Origin of the sequence: Streptomyces sp. NRRL S-340, assembly GCF_000720185.1 — a bacterium.
Classification (GTDB): Bacteria; Actinomycetota; Actinomycetes; order Streptomycetales; family Streptomycetaceae; genus Streptomyces.
Window position 1 is genome coordinate 18,179 of record NZ_JOIY01000010.1, and the last position, 25,278, is coordinate 43,456.

Here is a 25,278-nt window from a genome sequence, read left to right on the forward strand (position 1 = left end):
CGCGGCACTCACCTGGTGCGGTCGGTCTCCAGCGCGCCGAACCAGCGGGCGACCTTGGGCAGCGAGGCGAACGCCGAGCCGTTGTGGTCGACGTCCCCCTGGTTCATCACCGGCGCCGTCACCCCGTGCGCCGCCAGGGCCCTGGAGCAGCTGCGGGCGTTGCCGATGGGCACGTCCGTGTCCCCGTTCCCCGCGTACAGCCGCACCGGCACCGCCGGCTTCCAGTCGCAGGTGCCGTCGTTGGCCTTCAGCGCCTCCGCGAGTCCGCCCCTCGGGCGGGTGAGCTGCGCGTAGAAGTCCTCCGTCAGCAGTTCCCGCACGTTCGGCGCGAGCTGCGGGATGACCTGCTCCTCGGTGTGCCGCCCGTCGAAGAGTGCTTCGACCCGGTCCGCGTAGGGCGCGCGGAAGACCTCGGCCGGGTCCTTGTAGATGGGGTGCAGCCGGTTCTGCGCGACGAGGAAGTACGACATGTAGAACACACCGCTGATGTCGTTGACCCGGCCGTCGGTGAGCGCGGGCATCTCCGCGCCCGCGAGGTCGTAGGGCCCGCTGACCGGCGCGAGCGCCCGCAGCCTGAAGTGCCGGTCGGCACCCTCCTGGAGGGCCCGGCCGAGCGCCATGGCGACCTGCCCGCCCTGCGAGAACCCGGTCACGTACACGTCCCCGGTCACTGTCCGCCCGAGTCCGGCCGCCGCCGTACGCGCGGCGCGCAGCATGTCCACCGAGGCGGTCACGGCCGACCGCGTGTCCATGTACGGGTGGACGCCCGGCCCCATTCCGAGCCCGAGGTAGTCGGGCGCGGCGACCGCGTGCCCGGCCGACGCGAACAGGTACGACTGCGCCCGGTTGTCCTCCGCCACGGACGGCGCGTAGTCCCGGTCGACCATGGTCCCGTGCGTGTCCGACACCAGGCTCAGCCGCCGCCCGCCGCCCTCGGGCAGGGTGAGCAGCCCGGTGGCGGTGGTGGGGCGGCCGTACGGGTCGACGGTGCGGTACGTCAGCCGGTACGCCCTCACGCCGTACCGCACGGTGCCGGTGTCCATGGGGAGGGCGGCCAGGTACCGCACGACCCCGGCGCGGCTGTGCGCGGCGACGGGGACGACGGAGAGGAGCGTTCCCCGGGCGCCGTGGGCGGAAGAGGCGGTGCGCACGTCGGCCGTGGCGGCGGAGGCAGCGGTCGCCGCAGTGGCCGCGGGGGCGACGGCGAGGGAGGCGAGCAGCAGCGCCGCCGAGGCGGCGAGCCCGCGCCGCACTCGCCAACCGCCCTGCGATGTACCCGTGTTGTTCATGCGCTTCGTCATGTCCCAGACGCTACGGACACGCGGGGCGCCCCGGCATCCGAGACTCCCCCGCCTCCATGGTGGACTTGGGAACACCCCTGACCGTCCAGGTGACCGGAGGTTCGATGACAGCGGAGGGCGCACAGGACGCGCGGCCGGACGACGCCGACCCCGAGGCGCGGGGGCTGCCCCTGGTGCCGGTGCTGCTGGGACTGACCGTGGTCAGCGGGATCATCGACGCGGTGAGCTACCTCGGGCTCGGGCACGTCTTCACGGCCAACATGACCGGAAACGTGGTCGTCCTCGGCTTCGCTGCGGCCGGCGCCCCCGGCTTCTCGGTGCCGCACACCCTCACCTCACTGGTGTGCTTCCTGCTGGGCGCGCTGGCCGGCGGCCGGGTCGCGGTCCGCTACGGCGGCGGCTCACGCCGCACCTGGGCACGGGTGACGCTGGCCGCGGAGGCGCTTCTGGTCGGGGCCTCGGCGGTGGTGGCGTTCACCGTGCCGGACGCCACCACCACGACGTACGCGCTGATCGCGCTCACCGCCTTCGCGATGGGCCTGCGCAACGCGACGGTCCGCAAGCTGGGCGTGGCGGACCTGACGACGACGGTCCTCACGATGACCCTGACGGGCCTCGCCTCCGACTCCCGCGCGGGCGGCGGCTCCGGCCACCGCTCCCCCCGCCGCACGGCATCGGTGTTCGCGATGCTGGCGGGCGCCACGCTCGGCGCCTGGCTGGTCGTCCACCGCGACCTGGGCACACCACTGCTGATCGCGGCGCTGGCGGCGGGGGTGCTGGCGGTGGTTACTTCGGGGCGGGAGTGAGGCTGCCGGTAAACCAAGGAACGCGAACCGTTACCGTTTCACACAGCGCGCGCCCCGAATAATACACCTTCGATGCCAGGAACAGACATGGGCTCGATGCCAGGAAAATACAGAATTAATCCATCGGTCGGCTATTCGAGTCGAGCAATCCACTGACGGCATACATCAACAGTAACCGGCGCGAACAGCTCTGGTGTCGACACCTCGAAGAGGAACTGCGTCAACAACTCGACCTCCTCGTCTTGGATCTCTACACGATCCAGCATATGCACCGCGCCAGCCCATTTGGGCAATTCTCGAACATCCAGCTCCCCGGATATACACCTGTTCAGGACACGCGTCACAGTCGGGCGATCCAGACACACCGAAGGTCCCTCACTGAGGTCGCATCGATTTGCAGCTGCAATCGCGTGGTCCAGTCGACCATCCCAGCGAATTAGTCCAGCTAGCGCCCCATGCGCTCCTGAGTTCATACGATCACACCTCACTTAAAGTTAACATGAGCAATAGTTCCGCCTGGGAGCCAAGTCGTCTTATGTGCCAACTCCGTAACGCCCTCGACATCGACTCGCTTTCGATAGATGGCAAACGATCCCGGAACCCTTCCAGGGACTTTGTAACTGAACTCAGCGCCACCTTCGGGAAGGCGGATTATCTCGGGGATCTCGGCATCTCCAGGGCTCTTCTTCATGAATCCGGTCAGGCTCTTCCTCAGCGCCGGCGAGAGATCGTCCACCCCAGCAGCCGCAGCTACCTTTTCACGGGCTTGGTGGCGCAGCCGTCGCCCGTGGTCCAGGCCTCGCTGAGGCGGCGCGCCCAGTCGTAGGCGAAGCACTGGTCGTCGACTACGGTGCCGTCGCTCTGGTCGTCGCGGACCCGGGGTGAGGTTTCCTACCGTGTCGTAGGAGTACTTGATGTTCGACAGGGTCTTCGGGCCCGCGGCCTGGCGGTCGGTGATCGAGGTGGCCAAGCGCTGGGTGACGAGGTCGTAGCCGAGGGTCTGGGTGACGAGGGTGCCGAGGTTGCCGAGCTGGGCCTGGGCGAGCTGGCCGAACGGGGTGTACGTAGCGCCGCGCAGGTATGCCTGGTTCAGGGTGCTGTCGACGATGGAGAGCTGGTCCTGCACGTAGTGGTCGGTGACCGTTTCCGCGGGCAGGGCCGTGGTCGCGTTGGTGTTGGTGGTGCTGTGGGCGGTGGTCGCGGACAGGCCGTTGACGGGGGTGGCGGTGGTGGCGACGGTGTAGGCGCCGGCCAGCTTCTCTTCCCCGGCCACGGAGGGCACCGTCACCTTGGTGCCGGTCGGCCTGCCCGTGGCGTCATAGCCCGTGACTTCCGACTTGTAGGCGGCGGCAGGGCTGACGGACGTGTCGTAGCGGGTGGAGGTGGCCGGTAGTCCCTTGCCGCCGGTGACGGTGTCGTAGGACAGCCGGAGGGAATGGGCGACGATACCGAGGGCCGGGAGTGATCGCGTGAGCGGTCACTCCCGGCCCGCGGCGCCCCCGAAGTCCACGTCCGCGCTGTTGACCGTCCCGCCCGTGCGGCCCGGTGCCGCCTGGTGGCTCCAGTACAGGTTGGTGTGGGTGATCACCTGGTCCGCGGGCGGGGCGCCCCAGCGCGTCAGGTCCTGCGTGGTGTGGGCGTCGCCGACCAGAACCGTGTCGTACCCCCGCACGAACGCGCCGTGCAGGGTCGAGCGGATGCAGGCGTCGGTCGCCGCGCCGGCCACGAAAAGCCGGCCGACGCCGAGGTCCGACAGCACGGACTCCAGGGTCGTGTCCTCGAAGGAGTCGCCGTAGTTCTTGTGGACGAGGGGTTCCCCCTCCGCCGGCGTCAGCTCCGGGACGATCCGCCAGCCGTCGCTGTCCTTCACCAGTTCGTCGTCGGAGTGCTGCACCCACACGACGGGCACGTCTTCCCGCCGGGCGCGCTCGACCAGGGCCGCGATGTTCGCGACGACCGCGTCCCGTGCGTGGGCCTCCTTGACGACGTCCACCTGGACGTCGACGACGATCACTGCGGTGCCGGGCCGGTTCTGGAGCGTGGTCATCGCTGCCCCGCCTCCGAGACCCAGCCCACGAAACCGGTGAACGCTCCGGGCCGGAAGGTGAGCACCGGTCCGGCGGCCACCTTCGAGTCGCGTACGGCGACGGAGGCGCAGGGGGTGCCGGCGACCTCGACGCAGGAGCCGCCCTGGTCGCCGCTGTACGTGGACTTGCGCCAGGCCAGGGACCCGAGCGGCGCGCACTCCACGCAGTCGCCGCCCTGGTCGCTGCTGTAGCTGGACTTACGCCAGTTGCTCTCCATAGCGGTCCTCCATCACGCGCCGGATCAGCTCCGCCGAGTCCTTCACGGAGAGAGCGGCAGCTTGGAGATGATCGTAACGGAGCAAGCAGTCTTTGACGGTGTCCGGGTTGGCGGTTGGGTGTCCAGTTCCGTAGCCCTCTGTGTAGAGAATGTCGGGGTCGTTGGCGAAGTGGAAGAGGTCGAATGAGCCCTGCAAGCCCGCGTGGGCTCCGGCCGAGAAGGGCAACACCTGGACGTTGATGCTCGGATTGCGTGCAAAGGTCAACAGGTGGGCCAGCTGCTCCCGCATGGTGGTCCCATCGCCGATCTGGTGATGCAGAACGGCCTCACCGACTACCGCCCAGAACACTGGCGGTTCACTCTTCTCGAAGATGCGCTGCCGCGCCAGGCGTACCGCTGTGCGGTCCTCCAGGTCAGTCTCGTCCAGGGCGCCGAGGACGGCGCTCGCATAAGCCCTCGTCTGCAACAACCCGTGCACCAGGTGCGTGTGAAAGGTGTGGATCCTGACCGCCCGCGTCTCCAGCTCCGCCACCTGCTGGAACCAAGCCGGAAGCTGACTTCTCATCACCAGCGCGACGAGCCGGGACAGCGTCCCGCCCGTCCCCAGCGCCGCGTCCACCCGCTCGCTGAACTCGGCGGTCGGCAGCTTCCGCGCCGTCTCCACCTGTCCCACCAGCGACGCCGTGTAGTTGACGATCTCCCCCAGCTGCCGCTGGGTCAGGCCCGCGGTCTCCCGCAGCCGCCGCAGCTCGTAGCCGTAGTAGTCCAGCGGCGAGGCCCCCGGGTCGAGGACATTGATGTTGGTCACGCGCGGTCCCCTTTCCACGGGACGCCCACGGGCGGACCCGTTGTGTCCGTTCCGTGGCACAGCGTAGTGACAGCACGTCAGTCTCGTCCCGTGAACGATTACTTCCCCTCGGTCCTGGCCGGTCCCCGCCCCGCCCAGTACCGCATGACCTTCACCGCCGGTGAGCACTCGGCGCGGCACATCCGCCGTATCGTCCGCTCGTACCTGGCCGAATGGGACCTCACCGAGCCGGCCGACGCCGTGGAGCTGGCCGTGACCGAGCTGGTCGCCAACGTCGTACGGCACGTCCCGGACCGCCGCTGCACGCTGCTGTTGCTGCGGCAGACGGCCGGGGTACGGGTGGAAGTCACCGACAGCTCGCCCGAACTGCCCGCGACGCCGGGGGACTTGTCGCCGGACGCGGAGGGCGGGCGCGGTCTGCTGCTGCTCGACGCGGTGGTGGACAAGTGGGGGGTGGAGCGGATGCGGCAGGGCGGCAAGACCGTGTGGTTCGAATGCGGTCCCGCGCCCCGCCGCCTCGCTGAACCCAGTAGCTGAACCGCTGGATCTGCGCGTCGTACGGGCCGCACGTCCAGAAGCGGCCGCCCCGGCCGGTCCGGTCAGCGGCGCCGCAGCGAGGCGTCCAGCAGGGACGGCGGGGTGTCGAACTTCTCGTGCGGGGCGAGGTCGGTGCCGGGGGCGACGATCCCGTCGACGGCGTCGAGGACGTCGGCGGGCAGCACGGTGTCCGCGGCGGCGAGCTGCGCGCGCAGGTGGTCCAGGGTGCGGGGGCCGATGAGGGCGCTGGTCACGGCGGGGTGGGCGGTCACGAAGCCGAGGGCGAGCTGGATCATCGTCAGTCCGGCCTCGTCGGCGACCCGGGCGAGTTTCTCGACCGCGTCGAGGCGGGCCTGGTTGGCGGGGACGCTCAGGTCGAAGCGGTCCGGCAGGAGGCCGGAGCGGTGGGTGGTGATGTCACGGCCCGCCCGGACGGCGCCCGACAGCCAGCCGGAGGCCAGCGGGCTCCACGCCAGTACGCCGAGGCCGTACTCCTCGGTGACGGGCAGGACGTGGGCCTCGATGCCGCGCTGGAGCAGGGAGTAGCTGGGCTGTTCGGTGACGTAGCGGCTCAGGCGGTGCTCGCGGGCGGCCCACTGGGCCTGCACGATGCGGTGGGCGGGGAAGGTGGAGGAGCCGAAGTAGCGGATCTTCCCGGCGCGTTGCAGGTCGGTCAGGGCCGAGAGGGTCTCCTCGTCGCCGGTGGCCGGGTCCCAGCGGTGGAGCTGGTAGAGGTCGACGTGGTCGACACCGAGGCGGCGCAGGCTGTCCTCCAGCGCGGTGACCAGCCAGCGGCGGGAGCCGCCGCGGTGGTTGCGCTCGTCGCCCATCGGCATGCCCACCTTGGTGGCGAGCACGATGTCGTCGCGGCGGCCGGCGATGGCCTTGCCGACCATCTCCTCCGACTCGCCGTCGCCGTACATGTCGGCGGTGTCGATGAGGTTGATCCCCGCGTCGAGGGCGGCGTCGACGAGGGCGGTGGCCTCCTCCTGGGTGGTGCGGCCGATGGAGCCGAAGTTCATCGCGCCGAGCGCGAGGGAGCTGACCTGTACGCCGGTACGACCGAGGGTGCGGTACTGCATGAGCTGGTTCCTCCGGGAGGGGAGCGGGGGCGGGCAGGGGTGGCCGGAGGGGCGCCGTTCTGGCATCATGAACAAACGGAACGACGCTCCGGTAAGCCCTGACGAACGATACGGAACATCGTTCCGTTTTGGCAACCCGCAATCCCGGCAGGGAAGGACACGGCACGGTGAACGAGAGCGACAAGGGGGCGGGGGGCGCAGCGGGTGCGCGCCCGGGTGGCGCGGCTGCGGCGGGCGCCGCGAGCGCGGGCTCCAAGGGCGCGGGCTCCGGGGGCGCGGGCTCCGGGGGCGAGCGGGTCAAGCGGGCGGACGCCCGGCGCAACAAGGAGACCCTGCTCGACGCGGCCGCCGCCGTCTTCGTCACGTCGGGCGTGGAGGCGCCGGTCCGTGACATCGCGGCGAAGGCCGGTGTCGGCATGGGCACCATCTACCGCCACTTCCCCACCCGGGCCGACCTGATCGTCGCCGTCTACCGGCACCAGGTGGAGGCCTGCGCCGAGGCGGGCCCCGCCCTGCTGGAGGGCGGCGCGAGCCCGCACGCCGCGCTGGCGCGGTGGATCGACCTCTTCGTCGACTTCCTGGTCACCAAGCACGGCCTGGCCGCCGCGCTCCAGTCCGACGACGCCGGGTTCGAGACGCTGCACGCCTACTTCCTCGACCGCCTCGTCCCGGTCTGCGGCGAGCTGCTCGACGCGGCGGCGGCCGCCGGCGAGATCAGCCCCGGCGTGGCGCCCTACGAGCTGATGCGCGGCGTGGGCAACCTCTGCATCGGCGCGGAGAACGACCCCCGCTACGACGCACGCCGCCTGGCCCAGCTCCTGGTCGCGGGGCTGCGGCGGGCCGACTGAGCCAGGAGGGAGGCCCGGGCCGCCGCAGGGTCCGGGCGGCCCGTCTCAGCGTGCGCAGCGGCCGGCGGGGGCGTAGACGATCACCTGGGCGCCGTGGACACGGGTGCGGGCGCAGACCTCGAAGCGGCGGCGCAGGACGTCCCGTTTGACGGCCTCCTGCGGGTAGGGGTCCAGGGGCTGTCCGGCCGGGTCGGCGAGGGCGACGACCCGGCGGGCCGCGAGGAGGCGCCGCCGGATCGTCGCGGCGGGCAGTTCGGTGCCCTCCAGGGTGCCCGAGGACGCGGGTGACTCGGCCAGGGCGAGGTCGTCCAGACCGGCGTAGAGGCGGGGGCGGGAGAGCAGCCACTCACGGCGCCGGGCGGGCAGGAACAGGACGGCGTCCCCGGGCCGGGCGAGATCCCGGACCGCGCGGGAGACGGCGACCACGTCGTCCTTGCGGCTCTGCGGGGAGCGGACCGACAGCGACCAGGGCAGCAGGACGGCCACCGCCGTGACGGCCGCCAGGCAGGCCGCCGGGACCCGGATGGCCGGAGCAACCCGGAAACGGGCGGCGAGCGCACGGTCCAGGGCCGCGCCCGCGAGCAGGGCGGCGCCCGTCATGCCGTAGATCACGTACCGGTCGACGTACCAGGGCTTGGCGAGGGACACCGTCATCAGCAGCCCGGCCGGGGCCACCGCGAGCCACAGGCCCAGCCACACGAGGGTCCGGCGCCCGCTGTCACCGTGATCCCCGCCGTCAGCCTCGTCCCCGGCGTCAGCCTCGTCCCCGGCGTCACCCTCACCCCCGTCATCCCGGATGCCCTCGCCGTCCCGGCCGCCGCCATCCCGGGTGATCCCGCCGTCCCCGCCGGCACGGGCCGGGCCGCGCGGCAACAGCAGCCGGGCCAGCAGGACGCAGACCACCGCGACGGCCGCGTACGCGAGCCACTGGCCGGTGCTCGGGCGGCCCAGCCAGCCCAGTTGCCGGTCCGCCTGGCGGGCGCTCACGACGGCCAGGGGCAGCAGCGCGGCGAGCACGGCGGCCGACGCGACCGCCCAGCGGCGCAGCACCCGGCGCGGCACCCGCAGCCGCCACAGCGTCAGGGCGTGGGCCGCGAGCGCGAGGACGGCGAACTCGTGCAGCCAACAGGCCAGGGCCAGGACCGCCGCGTACCCCGCCCACCAGCGGCGGCGCGCCGAGCCGGTGCCGCGCAGGAAGAGGTACGTGGCCCAGGTGACCGCAGCGGTGACCAGCGCGTAGGACCGGCCCTCCTGCGCGTACTGCTGGGTCACCGGGAGCAGGACGAGGACCAGGCCGGCCAGGACACCGGTCCGTCGGCCCGCCAGCCGCGCGCCGATGACCCCGGTACCCGCCGCCGCCATCGCCGTAGCCAGCATTGAGGGCAGCCGCAGGGCGGGCAGGCCGCCGTCCCACACGGCGAACACCGCGTGCATGAGGAGGTAGTACAGGCCGTGCACCGCGTCGATGTGGCCCAGCAGGTGCCACAGCTCACCCGTCGAACGGTGGGCCACCTGGTAGGTGACGGACTCGTCGCGCCACATGCTGTCCCGCCGGCCGATCCCCCACAGACCCAGGACCACGGCGAGCACGGCGGGCACGAGGGCGGGCGCGCGGCAGGCAGGCCCGCGCACCGTCCGGCGGCCCCCCTGCCGCGCCATGTCAGCTTCCGACCGGTGCGGCTCTGGGCTCCTCGGCGGCCCGGGCCGGGCGGGGCTCCGCCGCCGCGCGGGGCCCCGACAGCAGACAGGTCAGGGCGAAGCCCGCGCCGACCACGGCGGCGCCGCCCACCGCGTCGAGCACCCAGTGGTTGGCGGTGCCCACGATCGCGCAGACCGTGAACAGCGGGTGCAGCAGCCCGAGGGCCTTCATCCACCACCTCGGCGCGACGACGGCGATCACCAGACCGCACCACAGCGACCAGCCGAAGTGCAGCGACGGCATCGCCGCGTACTGGTTGGTGAGCGCGGTCATCGCACCGTAGTCCGGCTTCGCGAAGTCCTGGGCGCCGTGCACCGTGTCGATGAAGCCGAGACCCGGCATGAGCCGGGGCGGGGCCAGCGGGTAGAGCCAGAAGCCGAGCAGGCCGAACAGCGTGGCGCCGCCCAGGGCGGTGCGCGCCCACCGGTAGTCCACCGGCCGCGCGACGTAGAGCACGGCGAGGACCGCCACCGGCACGACGAAGTGGAACGTCTCGTAGTAGTAGCTGAGGAAGTGGTCGAGCCAGGGCAGCCGGACCATCATGTGGTTCGCCCGGTGCTCGACGTCGAGACGCAGGGCGTGTTCGAGGGAGTGGATCTGGTGGCCGTGGTGCTCGGCGGTGGCACGGCTGCCGCGGGCGGCCAGCCGCACCTGGGAGTAGGCGGCGTAGGTGACGCGGATCAGGAGGAGTTCGAGCAGGAGGCTGGGGCGGGTCAGCACCCGGCGCAGGAACGGGACGAGCGGCACGTGCCGGAACCGGGCCGGGACCGGGGCCGCGTAGCGGGTGGGGACCGGGGTGCGGTAGTGGTCCGAGGCCCGGGACAGGAACGGCACGGAGGTCGCCGCCGCCAGCGCGGCCACCAGGACGGTGTTCTCGCGCACCAGGTGCAGGACCGGCATGTCCGGCAGCAGCAACCTCGCCGGCAGGGTCATCACGAGGACGACCGCGACCGGCCAGACGTACCGGTCCGAGGCGCGCCGTCCGGCCCGGCCCGCGATCGCGAGCAGCACCCACAGCAGCTGGTGCTGCCAGGCGGTGGGCGACACGGCGATGGCGGCGCAGCCGGTGACGGCGACCGCGAGCAGCAGCTGGCCGTCGCGGGCGTAGCGCACCGCCCGGCGCAACGCGAGGACGGCGACGGCCGCGCCCAGGGCCAGGAACAGGCCGATCTCCAGCGGTCCGGTCAGGCCCAGGCGCAGCAGCGCGCCGTGCAGGGACTGGTTGGCCAGGCCGTCGGCGCGGCCGCCCAGGCCCGTCCCGGCGATGTGGTGGATCCAGTACGTGGCGGAGTCGTGCGGTATGGCCGCCCAGGCGAGGGCGGTGCCCGCGGCGAAGGTGCCGCCGGTGACGGCGGCCGCCCGTCTGCGGTCGGTGCGCCACAGCAGGGGCACGAACAGCAGCACCGCGGGCTGGAGGGCGGCGGCGAGACCCACCAGGACGCCGCAGGCCCGCTGCCCGCGCACCACGAAGAGGCCGAGCAGCACCAGCAGGACCGGGATGACGCCGCTCTGGCCGAGCCAGAACGCGTCGCGCACCGGCAGCGACAGCATGAGCAGGCTGATCGCCACGGGCGCGGCCGTCAGCGGGGCGCGGCGCCCGGCCGGCTGGGGCAGCGCGCGGGCGGCGATCAGACCGAGGGCGACGACGAGCAGGAGGGTGCCGAAGATCCAGCTCCAGCCGAGTGCGTCCTCGGCGGCCTTCGTCAGCGGTTTGAGGACGAGACCGCTGAAAGGGGTGCCGGTGAACCGGGTCGAGTCGTACAGCGACCCGTTGACGTGCAGGACGCCGCCCGGCCCTGCCCAGGTCTCCAGGTCCGTCAGCCGTTCCCCGCGGGGGGTGGCGAGGACGGCGGCCACCTGCCGTGCCGCGAGGACCCCGGCGATCAGCCAGAGGCCCAGGCGGGCCGCCCGCAGCCGCGCTCCGGCCGGGGCGGCGGCAGCCGCCGCGCCCGGGAAGGCCGCCCCTGGTCCGCCGCTGTGCTCCGCATCCGCCACGCCCCGTCGGCCTCCCGCCCCACTCGCTCCACGTCCCACACGTCCGGGATCTCCTCGTTCTGTCCCGGTACGAACCCTATGGGGCGCGCGACCCGGCGCGAGAAGACCGCTGTGCGCCGGTTTCCACCCGCCTCCGGTGCGCTCCCCACGCCCGGAACGCGCCGGCTGCCGGACGGCGACGGGGCTCCGAGAGGGTGGTCGGCGGTGGCGGAGGGTGTCCGGCGGGTGTTTCGGCGCGGTGCCCCGGGGGCGCGGGGAACGTCCGCGGTGTCCGTGGGGCGCGCGAGAGCCCTCCCGGCGGCGAGAAAGCGTGCGCCGGCGGCCGTGGGCGCGACAAGGATCACAGCGCGGGCGCGTGCGCGGCGGCCGACGGCGGGCATACGTACCTGCGTATCGGGCATTTAGCTGCACTGCGCATCCGCTTGCTCACGATACGCAAGGGGACCAACCGGTCGTATGGTCGATTTCTGGCCCGCCGCGGTGGTCACTTTCCGGCCACGCGGTAAGGAGGGCCGTCCCGTTCGGTCCGTGACGCACACGGGCCGCCCGGTTCGCGCCCGGCGCGGACCGGTTCGGTCCGTCGTCCGCGCGGGCCGGTTCGGTCCGTCCCTCGACGGGCCGGTTTCGGTCCGCCCCAGTGCGGGCCGGTTTCGGTCCGCGTTCGGCGCGGGCCGGTTTCGGTCCGCCGACAGCGCTGCCGCGTGGGCCGTGTCCCTGCCCCCGTCGAAAGGTAGGCGAGCGAAGCCTTGTCGGCTGCCACCGTCACCGCGCCCCGTTCCGTGTCCCTCACCAAGAACCGCTCCGACCGCTCCCACGCCACCGTCACGGACCCGGCACTCGTCCGGCGCGCCGTGAAGGCCGCCGCGCTGGGCAACGCCATGGAGTGGTTCGACTTCGGTGTCTACAGCTACATCGCAGTGACCCTGGGCAAGGTCTTCTTCCCGTCCGGCAACCCCACGGCACAGCTGCTCTCCACCTTCGGCGCCTTCGCCGCGGCCTTCCTGGTCCGCCCGCTCGGCGGCATGGTCTTCGGTCCCCTCGGCGACCGGATCGGCCGCCAGAAGGTGCTGGCCGTCACCATGATCATGATGGCCGCGGGCACCTTCGCCATCGGCCTGATCCCGTCGTACGGGACGATCGGCGTCGGCGCCCCGATCCTCCTGCTGGCCGCCCGGCTGGTGCAGGGCTTCTCGACCGGCGGGGAGTACGCCGGCGCGTCCACCTTCATCGCCGAGTACGCCCCCGACCGGCGGCGCGGCTTCCTCGGGAGCTGGCTGGAGTTCGGCACGCTCGCCGGGTACATCGGCGGCGCGGGCCTGGTGACCCTGATGACGGCCCTGCTCTCCACGGACGACCTGACGTCCTGGGGCTGGCGGATCCCGTTCCTGATCGCGGGCCCGATGGGCATCATCGGCCTGTACCTGCGGATGCGCCTGGAGGAGACCCCGGCGTTCGCCGCCCAGGTCGAGAAGGCCGAGTCGAGCCGTCCGAAGGTCCCGCTGCGCGAGATGGTCACGGGCCAGTGGAAGACGCTGCTGCTGTGCATGGGCCTGGTGCTGGTCTTCAACGTCACCGACTACATGCTGCTGTCGTACATGCCGAGCTACCTGACCAGTCAGCTGAAGTACGACGAGACGCACGGCCTGCTGGTCGTGCTGGCCGTGATGGCGCTGATGATGATCGTCCAGCCGTTCGCCGGCGCCCTCACCGACCGGGTCGGCCGCCGCCCGGTGATCGCGGCGGGCTGCGCGGGCTTCCTGTTCCTGTCGATCCCGGCGCTGCTGCTGATCCGCCAGGGCAGCCTGCTGGCGGTGGGCCTGGGCATGGCCGCGCTCGGCCTGCTCCTGGTCTGCTTCACCGCGGCGATGCCGTCCGCGCTGCCCGCGCTGTTCCCGACCCGGGTGCGCTACGGCTCCCTGTCGATCGGCTTCAACATCTCCGTGTCGCTGTTCGGCGGCACGACCCCGCTGGTCGTCACGGCGCTGATCGGCGCCACCGGCAACATGATGATGCCCGCCTACTACATGATGGCGGCGTCGCTGGTCGGCGGCGTGGCCGTGTGGTTCATGACGGAGTCGGCGGGACGCCCGCTGCCCGGCTCCCCGCCGTCGCTGGAGTCCTGACGAGAGCGGAAGGGGTGGGCGCGGCGCTGCCGCGTCCACCCCTTCCGTATGCCCGGCCCGCCCCCTTCGGCACGCCCTCCCCACCCCCTTCCGCACGTCCGCGTGCCTGCGCGCCCCCGCGCCCCGCGACGGAAATTCCCCGAAACTGTTCCCTGCGGTCTCCACTCCGGGGCTATATTCGTTAGCGCAGCTAGTTAGCGCATCTAACTAGGCACACGAAAGGCATGGTGCATGAGCGACTCGCAGCTCTGGGACGACGTGGACGCCTACTTCACCGCCCTGCTCTCCCCGGAGGACGAATCCCTCCAGGCCGCGCAGCGCGACAGCGACACGGAAGGCCTGCCGCACATCAACGTCACGCCGAACCAGGGCAAGCTGCTCCAGCTCCTCGCCTGCCTCCAGGGCGCCCGCAACATCCTGGAGATCGGCACCCTGGGCGGCTACAGCACCATCTGGCTGGCCCGCGCGCTCCCCGCCGACGGCCGCCTGGTCACCCTGGAGTACGACGCCCACCACGCCGACGTCGCCCGCCGCAACCTCGCCCACGCCGGCCTGGACCGGATCGCCGAGGTGCGGGTGGGCCCGGCCCTGGAGTCGCTGCCCAAGCTCGCCGACGAGAACCCGCCCCCCTTCGACCTGGTCTTCGTCGACGCCGACAAGGTCAACAACCCGCACTACGTGGAGTGGGCGCTGCGCCTGACGCGCACCGGCAGCCTGATCGTCCTGGACAACGTGGTGCGCGGCGGGCGGGTGACCGACCCGGCGAGCACGGACCCGAGCGTGCTCGGCACCCGGGCCGCCCTCGAACTCATCGCGGAACACCCCCGCCTGGACGGCACCGCGATCCAGACGGTCGGCAGCAAGGGCTACGACGGTTTCGCCATCGCCCGCGTACTGGACTGACCGGGCCGGGCGCCCCGCGCACGGCCCCGGACCCCGTCAGGCCTGCCGCCTGCCCGCGCTCAGACCTCGTGGTAGAAGCCCACGTTCACGCTGCGCGGGCTGGTGCGGTCCTGGACGACGATCTCGCCCGAGCCGCCCCGCGGCAGCGCCGCCGTGGCGCCGTAGCCGAGGGGCTGCGCGTGCTCGCCGAACGTCAGTCGGACCTCGGAGGACGGCTCGGGCTGCGAGCCGCGCAGCCAGGTGACCTGCCAGGAGCCCTCGGCCCCGCAGCGGAACTCCAGGTGGACCCGGGAGACGAACAGCCAGTCGTCGGGCGTCACCAGGCGGCACGCGGTCCCGTCCCGGCCCACGCGCAGCACGGCGCCCGGATCGCTGGGCGCGTCGGCCATCAGCATGCCGGCCGTGGCGCCCGCCTCCGTCCCGGAGACGGAGGCCATGGTGAGTTCGAGCACGTGCGCTCCTCGTGGTTCGGGGCGCCCCGCGCCGCTGCCTTCGCCGCGTGCCCGGCCGTGCGCGCCAACACCGGTGACGGAGCGCCCGGTTGACGCACCGCGGCGGAATGATAAATCGCCTGGGCCGGGCGTGTCCGGCACAATGGCCTCATGACCGAGCGAAAGCCACCGGGTGTGCCGTTCGAGTCCTGGGTCGAGAAGGAGATCCGTGACGCGCAGGGGCGCGGTGACTTCGACCGGCTGCCCGGCGCGGGCAAGCCCCTCCCGGACGACACCACCTACGACGAACTGTGGTGGGTCAAGCGCAAGATGGCCCGCGAGGGCCTGTCCGTCCTGCCCCCGTCCCTCGCCCTGCGCAAGGAGGCCGAGGACGCGCTGGCGGCGGCGTACGCCGCCCCCTCGGAGAGTACCGTCCGGAAGATCATCGCGGACATCAACACGAAGATCCTCGACATGATGCTCAAGCCGCCGCCGGGCCCGCCCCTGGGGCTGAAGCGGTACGACGTGGAAGAGGTCGTCCACGAGTGGCGCACCCGACGCGGACCGCACGGCACCCGCACGGCGAGCGACTAGCGGCGAGCGGGCAGCGGCCGGGTGCGGCAGGGGGCCGACGCGGCAAGCGGGCGGCGGGGCCGTGGGGCGAGGGGGCCGACGCGGCCGGCGGCGACGGGGGCCCAGGGGCCGTGGCGCACGGGAGCGGCAACGGTCGCCGGGGCCGTACGGGCCGTGGGCGGCGCGGCTCGTGGATAACCGGTTGCGCGGCCCCGCCGCCCCCCGCCGAGAATGTCCGCATGCCGCCCAGGACCGATCCCCCGCCCTCCCACGCGCCCACGTCCGCACCCCTGGCCGGGCCCGCGTCCGCGCCCGCGCCGGCCGGCGGGGCCGGATCCGCGTCCTGGACCGTGGCCCCCGAGCCCTACGACTCCCCCGTCGCCCTCGCGCTCTGGCGGGCGTACTACACCGAGGTCAGCGACCGCTGGTACCTGCTGCACGAAGGCCGCCGCACCGGCGCGGCCGAGCTGGAGCGGGAGATCGCCGCCCACACCGGCTCCGAACTCGCGCCGCCCACCGGCCAGTTGCTGGTCGCCCGGTACGGCGGCCGCCCTGCGGGCACGGCGGGCGTACGGCTGCTGGACGCGGCCACCGCCGAGCTGACCCGCGTCTTCCTGCGCGCGGAGGCACGCGGCAGGGGCGGCGCGGCCCTGCTGGTCACCGCCGCCGAGGACGCGGCCCGCGCGCTCGGCGCCCGGCGGATGATCCTGGACACCCGCGGCGACCTGGTGGAGGCCCGCGCCCTGTACGCGCGGCTGGGCTACACGGAGAACGCCCGGCACAACGACGACCCGTACGCCGAGCACTGGTTCAGCAAGCCGCTCGGCGTCGGCGAGCACGACGCCGGCCGGGTCGTGGCGGACGGCCGGCCGGCGCGGCACGTCGGCGTCGGTGCCCCGGCCGCACAGGACCGGGACGGCCCGAGCCGGCCGGGTCACGCGTAGCGGGACGTCTGCCGGTTGACCGCCCGCTCGTCGTGCGGCCGTTCCGCGTCGGAGCCGCACAGCTCCCCCGTCAGTTCCTTCACCAACTGCGCCAGGTCGGTCGGCCGGTCGGGCCCCCACCAGTCGCCGAGCAGTTCGGCGAGCGACTCCTCGCGGGCCCGCGCCAGCCGCTCGGCGACCTCGCGCCCCCGGTCGGTCAGGACGAGGTCCAGACCGAGCCGTTCGGCCAGGTGCCGCTCCTCCACCTGACGGGCCGCCTCCAGGATGACGGTCAGCGGGACGGGCACCCGCTCGGCCAGCAGGGCGGGCTCCACCCAGCCGTACCGTTTGATGCGCAGCACCAGCCAGCTCGTGGCGGGCAGCAGGTCGGAGCCCGCCCGCGCGGTGATCGTCCGGTAGATCTCGCGCCGCCCCTCGCGGGTGCCCAGCACCGACAGCGCCCGGCACACCTCGTCGTAGGAGGACCGTTCGACCGGGTTGGTGGCGAGCGTCTGCGTGCCGTCGGGCGCCGTGACCGAACCGCGCAGCTTGTCCTCCTTCAGGAACCAGGCCAGCACGAAGGCGAGGAGGGCCACCGGAGCGGCGTAGAGGAAGACGTCGGTGATGGCGGAGGCGTACGCGTGCAGGGCGGCCGGGCGCAGCCCGGACGGCAGGGCGGCGATGCCGCGCGGGTCGGACTTGAGGGAGTCCGCCGAGACGCCCGGCGGCAGGTGGGCGCCCCGGAAGGCGGCGGCGAGCTGGTCGGCGAGCCGGCTCGCGAAGACCGTGCCGAAGATCGCCACGCCGAAGGACGCGCCGATGGAACGGAAGAAGGTGGCACCGGAGGTGGCGACGCCCAGGTCCTCGTAGCTGACGGCGTTCTGCACGATGAGGACGAGCACCTGCATGACCAGGCCGAGCCCCAGGCCGAAGACGAAGAAGCAGCCGCTCATCTCGGCGGTGGAGCTGTGCTCGTCGAGGCGGTGCAGCAGGAGCAGGCCGATCGTGGTGACGGCGGTCCCGGTCACCGGGAACACCTTCCAGCGGCCGGTGCGGCTGACGATCTGCCCGGACCCGGTGGAGGCCAGCAGCATGCCGACCACCATCGGCAGCATGTGCACGCCGGACAGTGTCGGCGAGATGCCCCGCACGACCTGGAGGAACGTCGGCAGGTACGTCATCGCGCCGAACATCGCGAAGCCGACGATGAAGCTGATGACGGCGGAGAGCGTGAAGGTGCGGATGCGGAACAGCTTCAGCGGCAGCACCGGCTCGGCCGCCCGGCGCTCGGCGGCCACGAACGCCGCCACGAGGACGACACCGGCCACCACCAGGCCGATGATCTGCGGCGAGCCCCACGGCCAGGTGGTGCCGCCGAGCGAGGCGACCAGCACCAGGCAGGTGGCGACCGAGGCGATCAGCAGCGTGCCGAGGTAGTCGATGACGTGGTGCTGCGCCTTGCGCGGGATGTGCAGGGCGGCGGCGATCACGGCCAGGGCGACGATGCCGACGGGCAGGTTGACGTAGAACACCCAGCGCCAGCTGAGGTGCTGGGTGAAGATCCCGCCGAGCAGCGGTCCGAGCACACTCGTCGCACCGAAGACGGCGCCGAACAGCCCCTGGTACCGGCCGCGTTCACGCGGTGAGACGACGTCGCCCACGATGGCCATGGACAGCACCATCAGCCCGCCGCCGCCCAGGCCCTGCAGCGCCCGGAACGCGATCAGCTCGGGCATGTTCTGCGCCATCCCGCACAGCGCCGAGCCGATCAGGAAGATCACGATGGCGGTCTGGAACAGCTTCTTGCGCCCGTACTGGTCACCGAGCTTGCCCCACAGCGGGGTCGCGGCGGTCGAGGCCAGCAGGTAGGCGGTGACCACCCAGGACAGGTGCTCCAGGCCACCTAGGTCGCTGACGATGGTGGGCAGCGCGGTGGACACGATCGTCTGGTCCAGCGCGGCGAGCAGCATGCCGAGGAGCAGCGCGCCGATGGAGACGAGCACGTTGCCCGAGACGTGCTCGGACTCACCCGGGTCGGCGCCGTGCGGAGGCGGCGGTACGGACGGGGGTATGGGCGATCCCGCCGTTCCCCCCGTTCCCGCCGCTGCGGCCGTCGTCGGCACCCCGGGCGTCTCCGACGTGCCGGCCCTGCCTTGTCCATCCCCGGCCATGAAGACCTCCCGACGCTCTCGTGACCTCTTCCATCGTCACCGGTGTGTCCCGGTATGGCCTGTCGAGTCCCCCCTTCGGGGCCGCCGTTCCGGGGGCTTCGGGGAGAAGGTGTGGAGAGGATCTGCATAATCCTTGGAGTCCGGACTGGGAGGGGACCCACGCGTGGAAGAGCCGAAGGGGCATGTCTGCCCGGAGTGCGGAGCGCCCCGGAGCGCGGACAACTCCCCGTCGTGCGCCTGCCGGCAGCGAGCCGCCGACGCCCTGCGCGACGCGCGGACGGCGGAAGCGGCAGCGGCGGAGGACTTCGATCCGCTGCGCATACGGCCATACGTGGACTATGGGGACTATGGGGACTCCGGGGGCTCCGCGGGCGAGGGGGACTCCTGGGGCCACGGCGGCGACACCGGCCGGGGCCGCGCGGACGCAGGCGGCACGCGGGGCACGCACGGCACTGCGGCCCGGGAGGACTCGGGCGCGCCCCTGACGCCGGGAAACCCGCAGGCCGCCTCGGGTGCCGGACCGGACACGACCACGACGACGCCCCCGGCCCCCAAGCCGACGCCGACGCCGACGCCGACCAACGGGACGGACGCGCCGAACAGGACAGGCCCGGCGCACCCGGCCGGCACCGGGCACACCGGCGGGACGGCGGCCGGTGCCCGCACGGAGGCGCCGACGCGGACCGTCCCCGCCGTCGAGGCCACCATGCCGCTGCGGGCCGTCGCGCTCCCCGCTCCGCTGACCCCCCGGGCGGACGCGCCGAGCGCGACCGACCTGAGCCTGTTCGACGCCGGCGGCACCCGCGCCTTCGAGGGCGCGGCGGGCCACGGCGGCGATGCGGACGGCGAAGGCGCTGCCCCGGAAGGGCGCCGTCGCGGCCGTCGCCGGCCCGCCGCCCTGCTCGCCGTCTCGGCGGCGGTGGTCGCGCTCGCGGCGGCGTGCGCGTACGCCGGGGGCCTGTTCTCGTACGAGTCCCCGGCCCGGGACGGCGCCGCCCAGGAGGTACGGGAGGGCATCCCCGACGCCCCGACGTCCGCCGCGCCCGCGACCCCGCCGAGGAGCCCCGCCGCCGCACCCTCTCCCAGCGTGTCCGCGTCGGCGAGCGCGTCGCCGTCGGCCACCGCGAGCCCGTCCGCGTCTCCGTCACCCTCCGCGACGGGCGCCTCCCCGTCACCGTCCGGGTCCACGGGCGCCGCCGCGCCGGGGCTCGCTTCCACCACCCCCGCCCCGACCGCCTCCGCGTCCCCTCCGGTCACGCGGACGCCCCTCCCCCCGGCCACACTGCGCCGGGGCGACCGCGGACCCGAGGTGAGCGACCTGCAGGAGCGCCTGGCGCGGCTGTACCTCTACACCGGCCGGATCGACGGCTTCTACGACCAGCACGTGGAGAACTCGGTGCGGACCTACCAGTGGGCCCGCGGCATCACCTCGGATGGTCTCGGCGTCTACGGCCCGGCGACGCGGGCGAGCCTGGAGGCGGAGACGTCGCACCGGTGAGGCCCGGTCCGGTCCACCCTGGTCCACTCCGGTCCGGCCCGTCTGGTCTACCTGGCCCGTCGGGTCCGGTCCGTCTGGTCTCCCTGGTCCGTCTGGTCTCCCTGGTCCGTCTGGTCTGCCAGGTCATGTGGGGGCAGGCCCGGAAGTCCCTTGAGGCGAGAGCGGCTTGGGGGGGTGGAGACGGGGAGGCGGTGGATCTCCACCCGCGATTCCACCCGTGGGTCCAGGTGCCGCAAGCCTTTTCGCCGCAGTCTTGACGGCATGACAGCGACCGAGTGGATCACCGACATCGCCCTCATCCTCGTCGTCTTCCGGCAGCTGCGGGAAGACCGGCTCGACCTCAAGACCTTCCTGATCCCGCTGGGGATCGTGGCCTACGTCGCCTACTCGTACCTGGACGGCATCCCCACCGCGGGCAACGACCTGGTGCTGGTCACGGCCCTGACGGGCGTGGGCGCCGCGCTGGGCGTCGCCGGTGGCCTCTACACGCGGATACGGGCGGTCGACGGGCACCTCCTGATCAAGGCCGGGGCGGTGTCGGCGGTCCTGTGGGTCGTGGGCATGGGGGCCCGGATGGGTTTCCAGATGTGGGTCGAACACGGCGGCGGCGCCGACGACGTCGCCCGGTTCAGCGCCGCTCACCACATCACCGGTGACCAGGCGTGGGTGACGGCGTTCGTGCTGATGGCCCTCACCGAGGTGGTCACCCGGTTGGCCACGATCCACCTGCGCGGAAGGATCCGGGCGGTGGCCCGTCCCGTGCCCGTCCTCGACCGTGCGGCCTGACCGTGCGGTGTCTCCTGCCCGTGACCGCGACTCCGAGCGCTCCCACTCCCGGGAAGGCCGCGCACCGGGACGCGGCCCTGGCGGCGGACCGGGCGACGGACTCCGGGCACCGTCCCGGACAGGACCCGCGGCCGGTTCCCGGGCAGGGCCCGCGCACGCACTGGGTGCTGACCCTCGCGGTCGTCGTCGCCGGCATCGTCACCGCCCGGCCCGTGGGCCTCAGCGGCCAGGGCCTGGCCGTCGCCCTCCTCCTCGCCGTCGGCTCCGCGGCGCTCCTGGCCCGGCACCTGCCCGAGGGCAAGTCCCCCAGCGTTCCGCCGTCGTCCGGCTCACGCTCGGCGTCCTCGCGGCAGCGGCCCTGATCGCCGTCAGCCGCTCCGGAACGGGTTGTCTCTTCGCCCACTTCCCCGCCGGGCACCACGGACACCGGCTCGCCACCAGACCGGCCCTCGTGCTCGCCGCGTTCTGCGGCCCGCTCTGCGGCGCCGTCCTGTATGCGCGTCCCGGGCCGGGCTGCCCCCTGCTGCCTTGGACGGTCGGTCTCACCGCCGGCGCCCCTGTCCTGATCGGCATCGTCGATCACGGTCAGCGCCGCGCCGTGCGGGCGGCGATCGAGGCGGCCGACTCGGCCGAACGCGCGGCGCGCGCAGAGGCGCGGACCGCCGTGCTGACCGAGCGCAGCCGGATCGTCCGGGACGTGCACGACGTCCTGGCGCACTCGCCGGCCGGGATCGACATGCAGCTGGAACCGGCCGACGCGCTGCTCGGCACGGGTGACCTGGAAAAGGTCCGGGCGGCCGACGACAAGGCGCACGACCTGGTCAAGGAGAGTCTGCGACAGGCGCAGTGGACCGTGCACGCGCTGCGCGAGGACTCGCTGCCCCTGCGGGAGAGCCTGGCCGCGATGCTCGCCTCGTCAGGCCACCGTGAGGTTCTCACCGTCACGGGGACCGTCCGCGCGGTGCCGCCCCGGGTGACCCAGGACCTCCTGCGGACCGCCCAGGAGGCGCTGAGGCGCTGCCCGACACTGCCCGGCACGCGCCCGGAGGAGAGGTCGGCGTGGAGCCGACGTACGCCCGGACCTCCCCCACAGGCAGGGGGCCGGTCAGCCCACGTGCAGGCGGACCGTGCCGTCCGCGGCCGGCTCGACCCGGACCTGCGTGAGGTCGCGCACCACCGCGTCGGGCCGGTGCAGGGCGGCGCGCGGGCCGATGCCGATCACCCGCATCCCGGCGGCCCGCCCGGCGGCGATGCCCGCGCCGGAGTCCTCGAAGACCACGCAGTCGGCGGGGGCGATGCCGAGTTCGGCGGCGCCCTTCAGGAAGCCCTCCGGATCGGGCTTGCTCGCGCCGACGGACTCGGCGGTGACGCGCACGTCCGGCAGGGGCAGGCCCGCGGCGGCCATCCGGGCGGTGGACAGGGCCACGTCCGCCGAGGTCACGAGCGCGTGCGGCAGGCCGCGCAGCGCGGCCAGGAACTCCGGCGCGCCGGGTACCGGCACCACGCCCTCCATGTCCGAGGTCTCCTCGGCGAGCATGCGGGCGTTCTCGGCGAGGTTCTGCTCCTGGGGCCGGTTCGGCAGCAGCAGCGCCATCGAGGCGTGTCCCTGCCGGCCGTGGACCACCTTCATCACCTCGTCGCCGTCCAGACCGTGCCGGTCGGCCCAGCGCCGCCAGACGCGCTCGACGACCGCGTCCGAGTTGACGAGGGTGCCGTCCATGTCCAGCAGGAAGGCTCGGGCGGTGAGCACGGCGGTGGCCGTCATCGGCAGCTCCAAGGCGCGCGGAGGGGCGTGGGGTGGGCCCCGGGGTGACCCGCCGGGACGTTCCGGGTGTGGGGGACAAGGCGACCCCGCCCGCCGGTCAGGGAGTGCGGGCGGGAGCCACTTTGTTTCTCCACGGTACAAAACAAGTCGGGCATCACGCCACCGCCGGGCGAAACCTTCATCCGGAGTTCAGCTCCGCGCCGACTCCCGGGGCACGCCCAGCGGCGGGCACACCACCCCGCGACCAGGCGCCCGGGCCGCAGCGAACGGCAGCCCCCGGCCGCAGCGCGGAACGGCACTACGGCGGACGCAGCGCCGAGCGGCAGCGCCAGGGCCGTACAGCGGAGCGGCAACACCCGGACCACAGCTCTGAGCGGCAGCGCCAGGGCCGTACAGCGGAGCGGCAACACCCGGCGAGCATCAGCACGGCCGCGACCTTGGTGATCAGGTTCAGCGGCACGCGCCGCATCAGCGCCTTGCCGCCGACGATGCCGAGCCCGGCGACCGCCCAGAGGGCCAGGACCGCGCCCAGTCCGACGGAGACGGGGTCGTCGTAACGCGCGGCGAGGTTCGCCGTCATGATCTGGGTGAGGTCGCCGAACTCGGCGACCAGGATGAGCATGAAGCCGGTCCCCGCGACCCGCCAGAAGGACTGGTCCTGCGGCTGCCGGATCTCCTCGTCGTCGTCGCCCTTCTTCAGCAGCAGCACGGCCGCGCCGCCGAGGAACAGCACGCCCGTCAGCGCGTGCACGATCCGCTGCGGCAGGAGCGTCAGCACGCTGCCCGCCGCCACGGCCAGCACGACGTGCAGCAGGAAGGCTGCGGCGACTCCGGCGAAGACGTAGGAGGCGCGGTAACGGGTGCCGAGGACGAGTCCCGCCAGGGCCGTCTTGTCCGGCAGCTCGGCGAGGAAGACGACGCCGAAGACGAGCGCCAGGACGCTGAGACTGATCACTGTCCCTCAATCGGTCGGGCCACCCCGCCGAGAGTGCTGCGATCCGTGCGACCAGAGCCTCGGCAGGGCAGCGCACGGATGCACCCGTGCCGTACGCACGGGCGTGCACTGCTGTGCCGAAGGTCTCGCTGGCCGCCCCCGGACCCTGTCCGAGGCCTGCCTCCGGGCGCCGGCTCAGCCCAGCTGAGCAGTATGTCGACGGTCCGGCGAAGAGCTACTCCCCTTCTGCGCCGTCCATCCTACGCGACCGGAAGTTCCGTCACGGGCCTTGTCATGTCATGCACGCGTCACTAACTTCTCACCGCGCGCACACCTCCCCGCAACGCGCCGCCGCGAGCATTCCCACACTCGCGCCGAAAGCCCCCACGAATCAAGGGAGTTCACATGGTCCGCAGGTTCCGCAGGTCTTCCCGGCCCGCGTTCTACGCGCGTCGACGACTGGGCATACTCACGGCCCTCACCGGCCTCCTCGCCACCGCCGCACTGATCAACTCCCCGGCCGCCTCCGCCGCCCTCCCCACACCGGTCAGCGCCGCCACCGCCCGCGGCTACCTCGCCTCCCTCACCGTCGCCACCGAGAACCGCACCGGTTACAACCGCGACCTCTTCCCGCACTGGATCACCATCAGCGGCAGCTGCAACACCCGCGAGACCGTCCTCAAACGGGACGGCTCGAACGTCACCACCGACTCCTCCTGCGCCGCGACGAGCGGCAGCTGGTACTCGCCCTACGACGGCGCGACCTGGACCGCCGCCTCCGACCTGGACATCGACCACCTCGTGCCGCTCGCCGAGGCCTGGGACTCCGGGGCGAGCAAGTGGACCACGGCGCAGCGCCAGGCCTTCGCCAACGACCTGACCCGCCCGCAGCTCATCGCCGTCACCGACAACGTGAACCAGGCCAAGGGCGACCAGGACCCGGCGACCTGGGTGCCGTCCCGGTCGGCGTACGTCTGCACGTACGTGCGCGCCTGGGTCCAGGTGAAGTACTACTACGACCTGTCGGTCGACTCCGCCGAGAAGAGCGCCCTCCAGGGCTACCTCGCAAGCTGCTGACAGGACCCCTCCGCCCCGCCACGGGCCCCCGCCCACGGCCGCCCGTCACCCGTCCCATTCGGCCCCGCCCTCCGCCCGCCCTCCCCCGCGCACGCCCGTAGGGGCCGACGGAGGAGGGCGGGTTCCGCCGGCCGGCCACCGTCGCCCGGCCCGCCGTCGCCCGCCCCGCCACCGCCGTCCGGGCACCGGCATCCGGTCAACGCCACCCGCCACCGCCACCTGGTCACCGGCATGCGGGCACCGCCACCCGGTCAGCGCCGCCTCGCCGCCACCGTCCGGCCACTGTCGCCCGGCCCGCCGTCGCCCGCCCCCGCCATCGCCGGTCACCGCCATCCGCCACCGCCACCCGGTCAGCGCCACCCGGTCACCGCCACCCCGCCGCCACCGTCCGGTCACCGTCGCCCGGCCCGCCGTCGCCCGCCACCGCCATCCGGCCACCGGCGTGCGGTCACCACCGCCCGCCACCGCCGCCCTGCCGCCGTCCGGCCTCCGCCACCCGGCCTCCGTCACCCGTCGCCCGCTGTCGTCCCGTCGCTTCGCCCGGCCGGACACCCCGCCGTTGCGAACGGGACGGGAGCGGCGGAATCGTGTCCGGCCGGACACGGTCCGCCCGCCTCCGCCCGCCCGTCCGCGGATGGCTGATCCGAGCCATCGGCCGCCCGGTGCCGCACCCGGCTTTTTTGGTTCGGTCATGTGTTCGTCAACTCGACGCCC

Annotated in this window: 21 protein-coding genes and 2 pseudogenes; 11 read left to right on the top strand and 12 right to left on the bottom strand. The window is 73.2% G+C overall.

The genetic code is table 11. The features are described from left to right. Window positions 1–8: 8 nt before the first annotated feature. Window positions 9–1,301: an alpha/beta hydrolase gene (locus tag IG64_RS09585; RefSeq protein ID WP_234438456.1), complete on the bottom strand. Its 1,293-nt coding sequence runs from the start codon at window positions 1,299–1,301 to the stop codon at window positions 9–11. Between the two features lie 104 nt (window positions 1,302–1,405). Between IG64_RS09585 and IG64_RS09590 the strand changes: the two genes are divergently transcribed. After that, on the top strand, window positions 1,406–2,107 hold the full coding sequence (locus tag IG64_RS09590; RefSeq protein ID WP_037854131.1) for a YoaK family protein: 702 nt from the start codon (window positions 1,406–1,408) through the stop codon (window positions 2,105–2,107). Window positions 2,108–2,591: 484 nt separating this feature from the next. Here IG64_RS09590 and IG64_RS41530 read toward each other — a convergent pair whose 3' ends face one another. From IG64_RS41530 to IG64_RS09610, 4 genes are all read right to left on the bottom strand, one after another. Next, window positions 2,592–3,380: a hypothetical protein gene (locus tag IG64_RS41530; RefSeq protein WP_037854132.1), complete on the bottom strand. Its 789-nt coding sequence runs from the start codon at window positions 3,378–3,380 to the stop codon at window positions 2,592–2,594. A gap of 204 nt (window positions 3,381–3,584) precedes the next feature. Then, window positions 3,585–4,154, bottom strand: a complete 570-nt coding sequence (locus tag IG64_RS09600; RefSeq protein ID WP_037854133.1) for an isochorismatase family protein — start codon at window positions 4,152–4,154, stop codon at window positions 3,585–3,587. Beyond that, a complete protein-coding gene (locus tag IG64_RS09605) occupies window positions 4,151–4,411 on the bottom strand; it encodes a DUF397 domain-containing protein (RefSeq protein WP_037854135.1) in 261 nt (86 codons plus the stop codon). Before IG64_RS09605 ends, IG64_RS09600 begins: the two co-directional genes overlap by 4 nt. Then, complete coding sequence (locus IG64_RS09610; protein WP_037854137.1) at window positions 4,392–5,219, bottom strand: helix-turn-helix domain-containing protein; 828 nt, start codon at window positions 5,217–5,219, stop codon at window positions 4,392–4,394. The genes IG64_RS09605 and IG64_RS09610 overlap by 20 nt, the downstream gene beginning before the upstream one ends. Window positions 5,220–5,309: 90 nt before the next feature. Between IG64_RS09610 and IG64_RS09615 the strand changes: the two genes are divergently transcribed. Beyond that, window positions 5,310–5,756 (top strand): ATP-binding protein, encoded by a 447-nt coding sequence (locus IG64_RS09615; RefSeq protein ID WP_037854139.1) that lies wholly within the window; start codon window positions 5,310–5,312, stop codon window positions 5,754–5,756. A gap of 62 nt (window positions 5,757–5,818) precedes the next feature. Here the strand turns inward: IG64_RS09615 and IG64_RS09620 are convergent, their stop codons facing one another. Beyond that, complete coding sequence (locus IG64_RS09620; protein ID WP_037854140.1) at window positions 5,819–6,838, bottom strand: aldo/keto reductase; 1,020 nt, start codon at window positions 6,836–6,838, stop codon at window positions 5,819–5,821. A 167-nt stretch (window positions 6,839–7,005) separates the two neighbouring features. Here IG64_RS09620 and IG64_RS09625 point away from each other — a divergent pair, with 167 nt between their 5' ends. Further along, on the top strand, window positions 7,006–7,686 hold the full coding sequence (locus IG64_RS09625; RefSeq protein ID WP_078883912.1) for a TetR/AcrR family transcriptional regulator: 681 nt from the start codon (window positions 7,006–7,008) through the stop codon (window positions 7,684–7,686). Window positions 7,687–7,731: 45 nt separating this feature from the next. Here IG64_RS09625 and IG64_RS42070 read toward each other — a convergent pair whose 3' ends face one another. Further along, window positions 7,732–9,345 (bottom strand): glycosyltransferase family 39 protein, encoded by a 1,614-nt coding sequence (locus IG64_RS42070; protein WP_078883913.1) that lies wholly within the window; start codon window positions 9,343–9,345, stop codon window positions 7,732–7,734. A 1-nt stretch (window position 9,346) separates the two neighbouring features. After that, on the bottom strand, window positions 9,347–11,380 hold the full coding sequence (locus tag IG64_RS09635) for a bifunctional glycosyltransferase 87/phosphatase PAP2 family protein (RefSeq protein WP_037854142.1): 2,034 nt from the start codon (window positions 11,378–11,380) through the stop codon (window positions 9,347–9,349). Between the two features lie 746 nt (window positions 11,381–12,126). On the opposite strand from IG64_RS09635, the gene proP reads away from it, so the two are divergent. Together proP and IG64_RS09645 are read left to right on the top strand one after the other, a co-directional pair. Continuing rightward, the gene (gene proP, locus IG64_RS09640) at window positions 12,127–13,503 is read left to right on the top strand and encodes a glycine betaine/L-proline transporter ProP (protein WP_037854144.1); all 1,377 of its coding nucleotides are present in this window, start codon (window positions 12,127–12,129) and stop codon (window positions 13,501–13,503) included. Between the two features lie 231 nt (window positions 13,504–13,734). Continuing rightward, window positions 13,735–14,406: an O-methyltransferase gene (locus tag IG64_RS09645; RefSeq protein WP_037854146.1), complete on the top strand. Its 672-nt coding sequence runs from the start codon at window positions 13,735–13,737 to the stop codon at window positions 14,404–14,406. Between the two features lie 59 nt (window positions 14,407–14,465). Here the strand turns inward: IG64_RS09645 and IG64_RS09650 are convergent, their stop codons facing one another. Continuing rightward, a complete protein-coding gene (locus IG64_RS09650; protein ID WP_037854148.1) occupies window positions 14,466–14,858 on the bottom strand; it encodes an FHA domain-containing protein in 393 nt (130 codons plus the stop codon). Window positions 14,859–15,008: 150 nt separating this feature from the next. On the opposite strand from IG64_RS09650, the gene IG64_RS09655 reads away from it, so the two are divergent. Together IG64_RS09655 and IG64_RS09660 are read left to right on the top strand one after the other, a co-directional pair. Further along, the gene (locus tag IG64_RS09655) at window positions 15,009–15,431 is read left to right on the top strand and encodes a DUF1992 domain-containing protein (RefSeq protein ID WP_037854150.1); all 423 of its coding nucleotides are present in this window, start codon (window positions 15,009–15,011) and stop codon (window positions 15,429–15,431) included. A 218-nt stretch (window positions 15,432–15,649) separates the two neighbouring features. Continuing rightward, a complete protein-coding gene (locus tag IG64_RS09660) occupies window positions 15,650–16,354 on the top strand; it encodes a GNAT family N-acetyltransferase (RefSeq protein WP_078883914.1) in 705 nt (234 codons plus the stop codon). Here the strand turns inward: IG64_RS09660 and IG64_RS09665 are convergent. Beyond that, the gene (locus IG64_RS09665) at window positions 16,345–18,504 is read right to left on the bottom strand and encodes an MDR family MFS transporter (protein WP_107474210.1); all 2,160 of its coding nucleotides are present in this window, start codon (window positions 18,502–18,504) and stop codon (window positions 16,345–16,347) included. The genes IG64_RS09660 and IG64_RS09665 overlap by 10 nt on opposite strands. Before the next feature lie 163 nt (window positions 18,505–18,667). Here IG64_RS09665 and IG64_RS41535 point away from each other — a divergent pair, with 163 nt between their 5' ends. From IG64_RS41535 to IG64_RS38605, 3 genes and pseudogenes are all read left to right on the top strand, one after another. Further along, window positions 18,668–20,002 carry a peptidoglycan-binding domain-containing protein gene (locus tag IG64_RS41535; RefSeq protein WP_234438457.1) on the top strand — a complete coding sequence of 445 codons (1,335 nt, stop codon included), beginning with the start codon at window positions 18,668–18,670 and terminating at the stop codon, window positions 20,000–20,002. A 261-nt stretch (window positions 20,003–20,263) separates the two neighbouring features. After that, a complete protein-coding gene (locus IG64_RS09675; protein ID WP_037854152.1) occupies window positions 20,264–20,788 on the top strand; it encodes a hypothetical protein in 525 nt (174 codons plus the stop codon). Window positions 20,789–20,790: 2 nt separating this feature from the next. Continuing rightward, window positions 20,791–21,886, top strand: a pseudogene (locus tag IG64_RS38605) (sensor histidine kinase); the annotation flags it as partial. A gap of 7 nt (window positions 21,887–21,893) precedes the next feature. On the opposite strand, the gene IG64_RS09685 reads toward IG64_RS38605, so the two are convergent. Together IG64_RS09685 and IG64_RS09690 are read right to left on the bottom strand one after the other, a co-directional pair. Beyond that, window positions 21,894–22,553, bottom strand: a complete 660-nt coding sequence (locus IG64_RS09685; RefSeq protein ID WP_037854153.1) for an HAD-IA family hydrolase — start codon at window positions 22,551–22,553, stop codon at window positions 21,894–21,896. A 412-nt stretch (window positions 22,554–22,965) separates the two neighbouring features. Further along, a pseudogene (locus IG64_RS09690) lies at window positions 22,966–23,508 on the bottom strand (TMEM165/GDT1 family protein); the annotation flags it as partial. Between the two features lie 384 nt (window positions 23,509–23,892). On the opposite strand from IG64_RS09690, the gene IG64_RS09695 reads away from it, so the two are divergent. Further along, window positions 23,893–24,564: an HNH endonuclease family protein gene (locus tag IG64_RS09695; RefSeq protein ID WP_037854154.1), complete on the top strand. Its 672-nt coding sequence runs from the start codon at window positions 23,893–23,895 to the stop codon at window positions 24,562–24,564. Window positions 24,565–25,278: the final 714 nt, after the last annotated feature.

Bases quoted from the DNA above. Each gene is read 5' to 3' on its own strand.
- IG64_RS09620 (WP_037854140.1), bottom strand. From the start codon at position 6,838: ATGCAGTACCGCACCCTCGGTCGTACCGGCGTACAGGTCAGCTCCCTC.
- IG64_RS09600 (WP_037854133.1), bottom strand. From the start codon at position 4,154: ATGACCACGCTCCAGAACCGGCCCGGCACCGCAGTGATCGTCGTCGAC.
- IG64_RS09685 (WP_037854153.1), bottom strand. From the start codon at position 22,553: ATGACGGCCACCGCCGTGCTCACCGCCCGAGCCTTCCTGCTGGACATG.
- IG64_RS09695 (WP_037854154.1), top strand. From the start codon at position 23,893: ATGGTCCGCAGGTTCCGCAGGTCTTCCCGGCCCGCGTTCTACGCGCGT.
- IG64_RS42070 (WP_078883913.1), bottom strand. From the start codon at position 9,345: ATGGCGCGGCAGGGGGGCCGCCGGACGGTGCGCGGGCCTGCCTGCCGC.
- IG64_RS09675 (WP_037854152.1), top strand. From the start codon at position 20,264: ATGACAGCGACCGAGTGGATCACCGACATCGCCCTCATCCTCGTCGTC.
- IG64_RS09665 (WP_107474210.1), bottom strand. From the start codon at position 18,504: ATGGCCGGGGATGGACAAGGCAGGGCCGGCACGTCGGAGACGCCCGGG.
- IG64_RS09590 (WP_037854131.1), top strand. From the start codon at position 1,406: ATGACAGCGGAGGGCGCACAGGACGCGCGGCCGGACGACGCCGACCCC.
- IG64_RS09585 (WP_234438456.1), bottom strand. From the start codon at position 1,301: ATGACGAAGCGCATGAACAACACGGGTACATCGCAGGGCGGTTGGCGA.
- IG64_RS09655 (WP_037854150.1), top strand. From the start codon at position 15,009: ATGACCGAGCGAAAGCCACCGGGTGTGCCGTTCGAGTCCTGGGTCGAG.
- IG64_RS09645 (WP_037854146.1), top strand. From the start codon at position 13,735: ATGAGCGACTCGCAGCTCTGGGACGACGTGGACGCCTACTTCACCGCC.
- IG64_RS09660 (WP_078883914.1), top strand. From the start codon at position 15,650: ATGCCGCCCAGGACCGATCCCCCGCCCTCCCACGCGCCCACGTCCGCA.
- IG64_RS09605 (WP_037854135.1), bottom strand. From the start codon at position 4,411: ATGGAGAGCAACTGGCGTAAGTCCAGCTACAGCAGCGACCAGGGCGGC.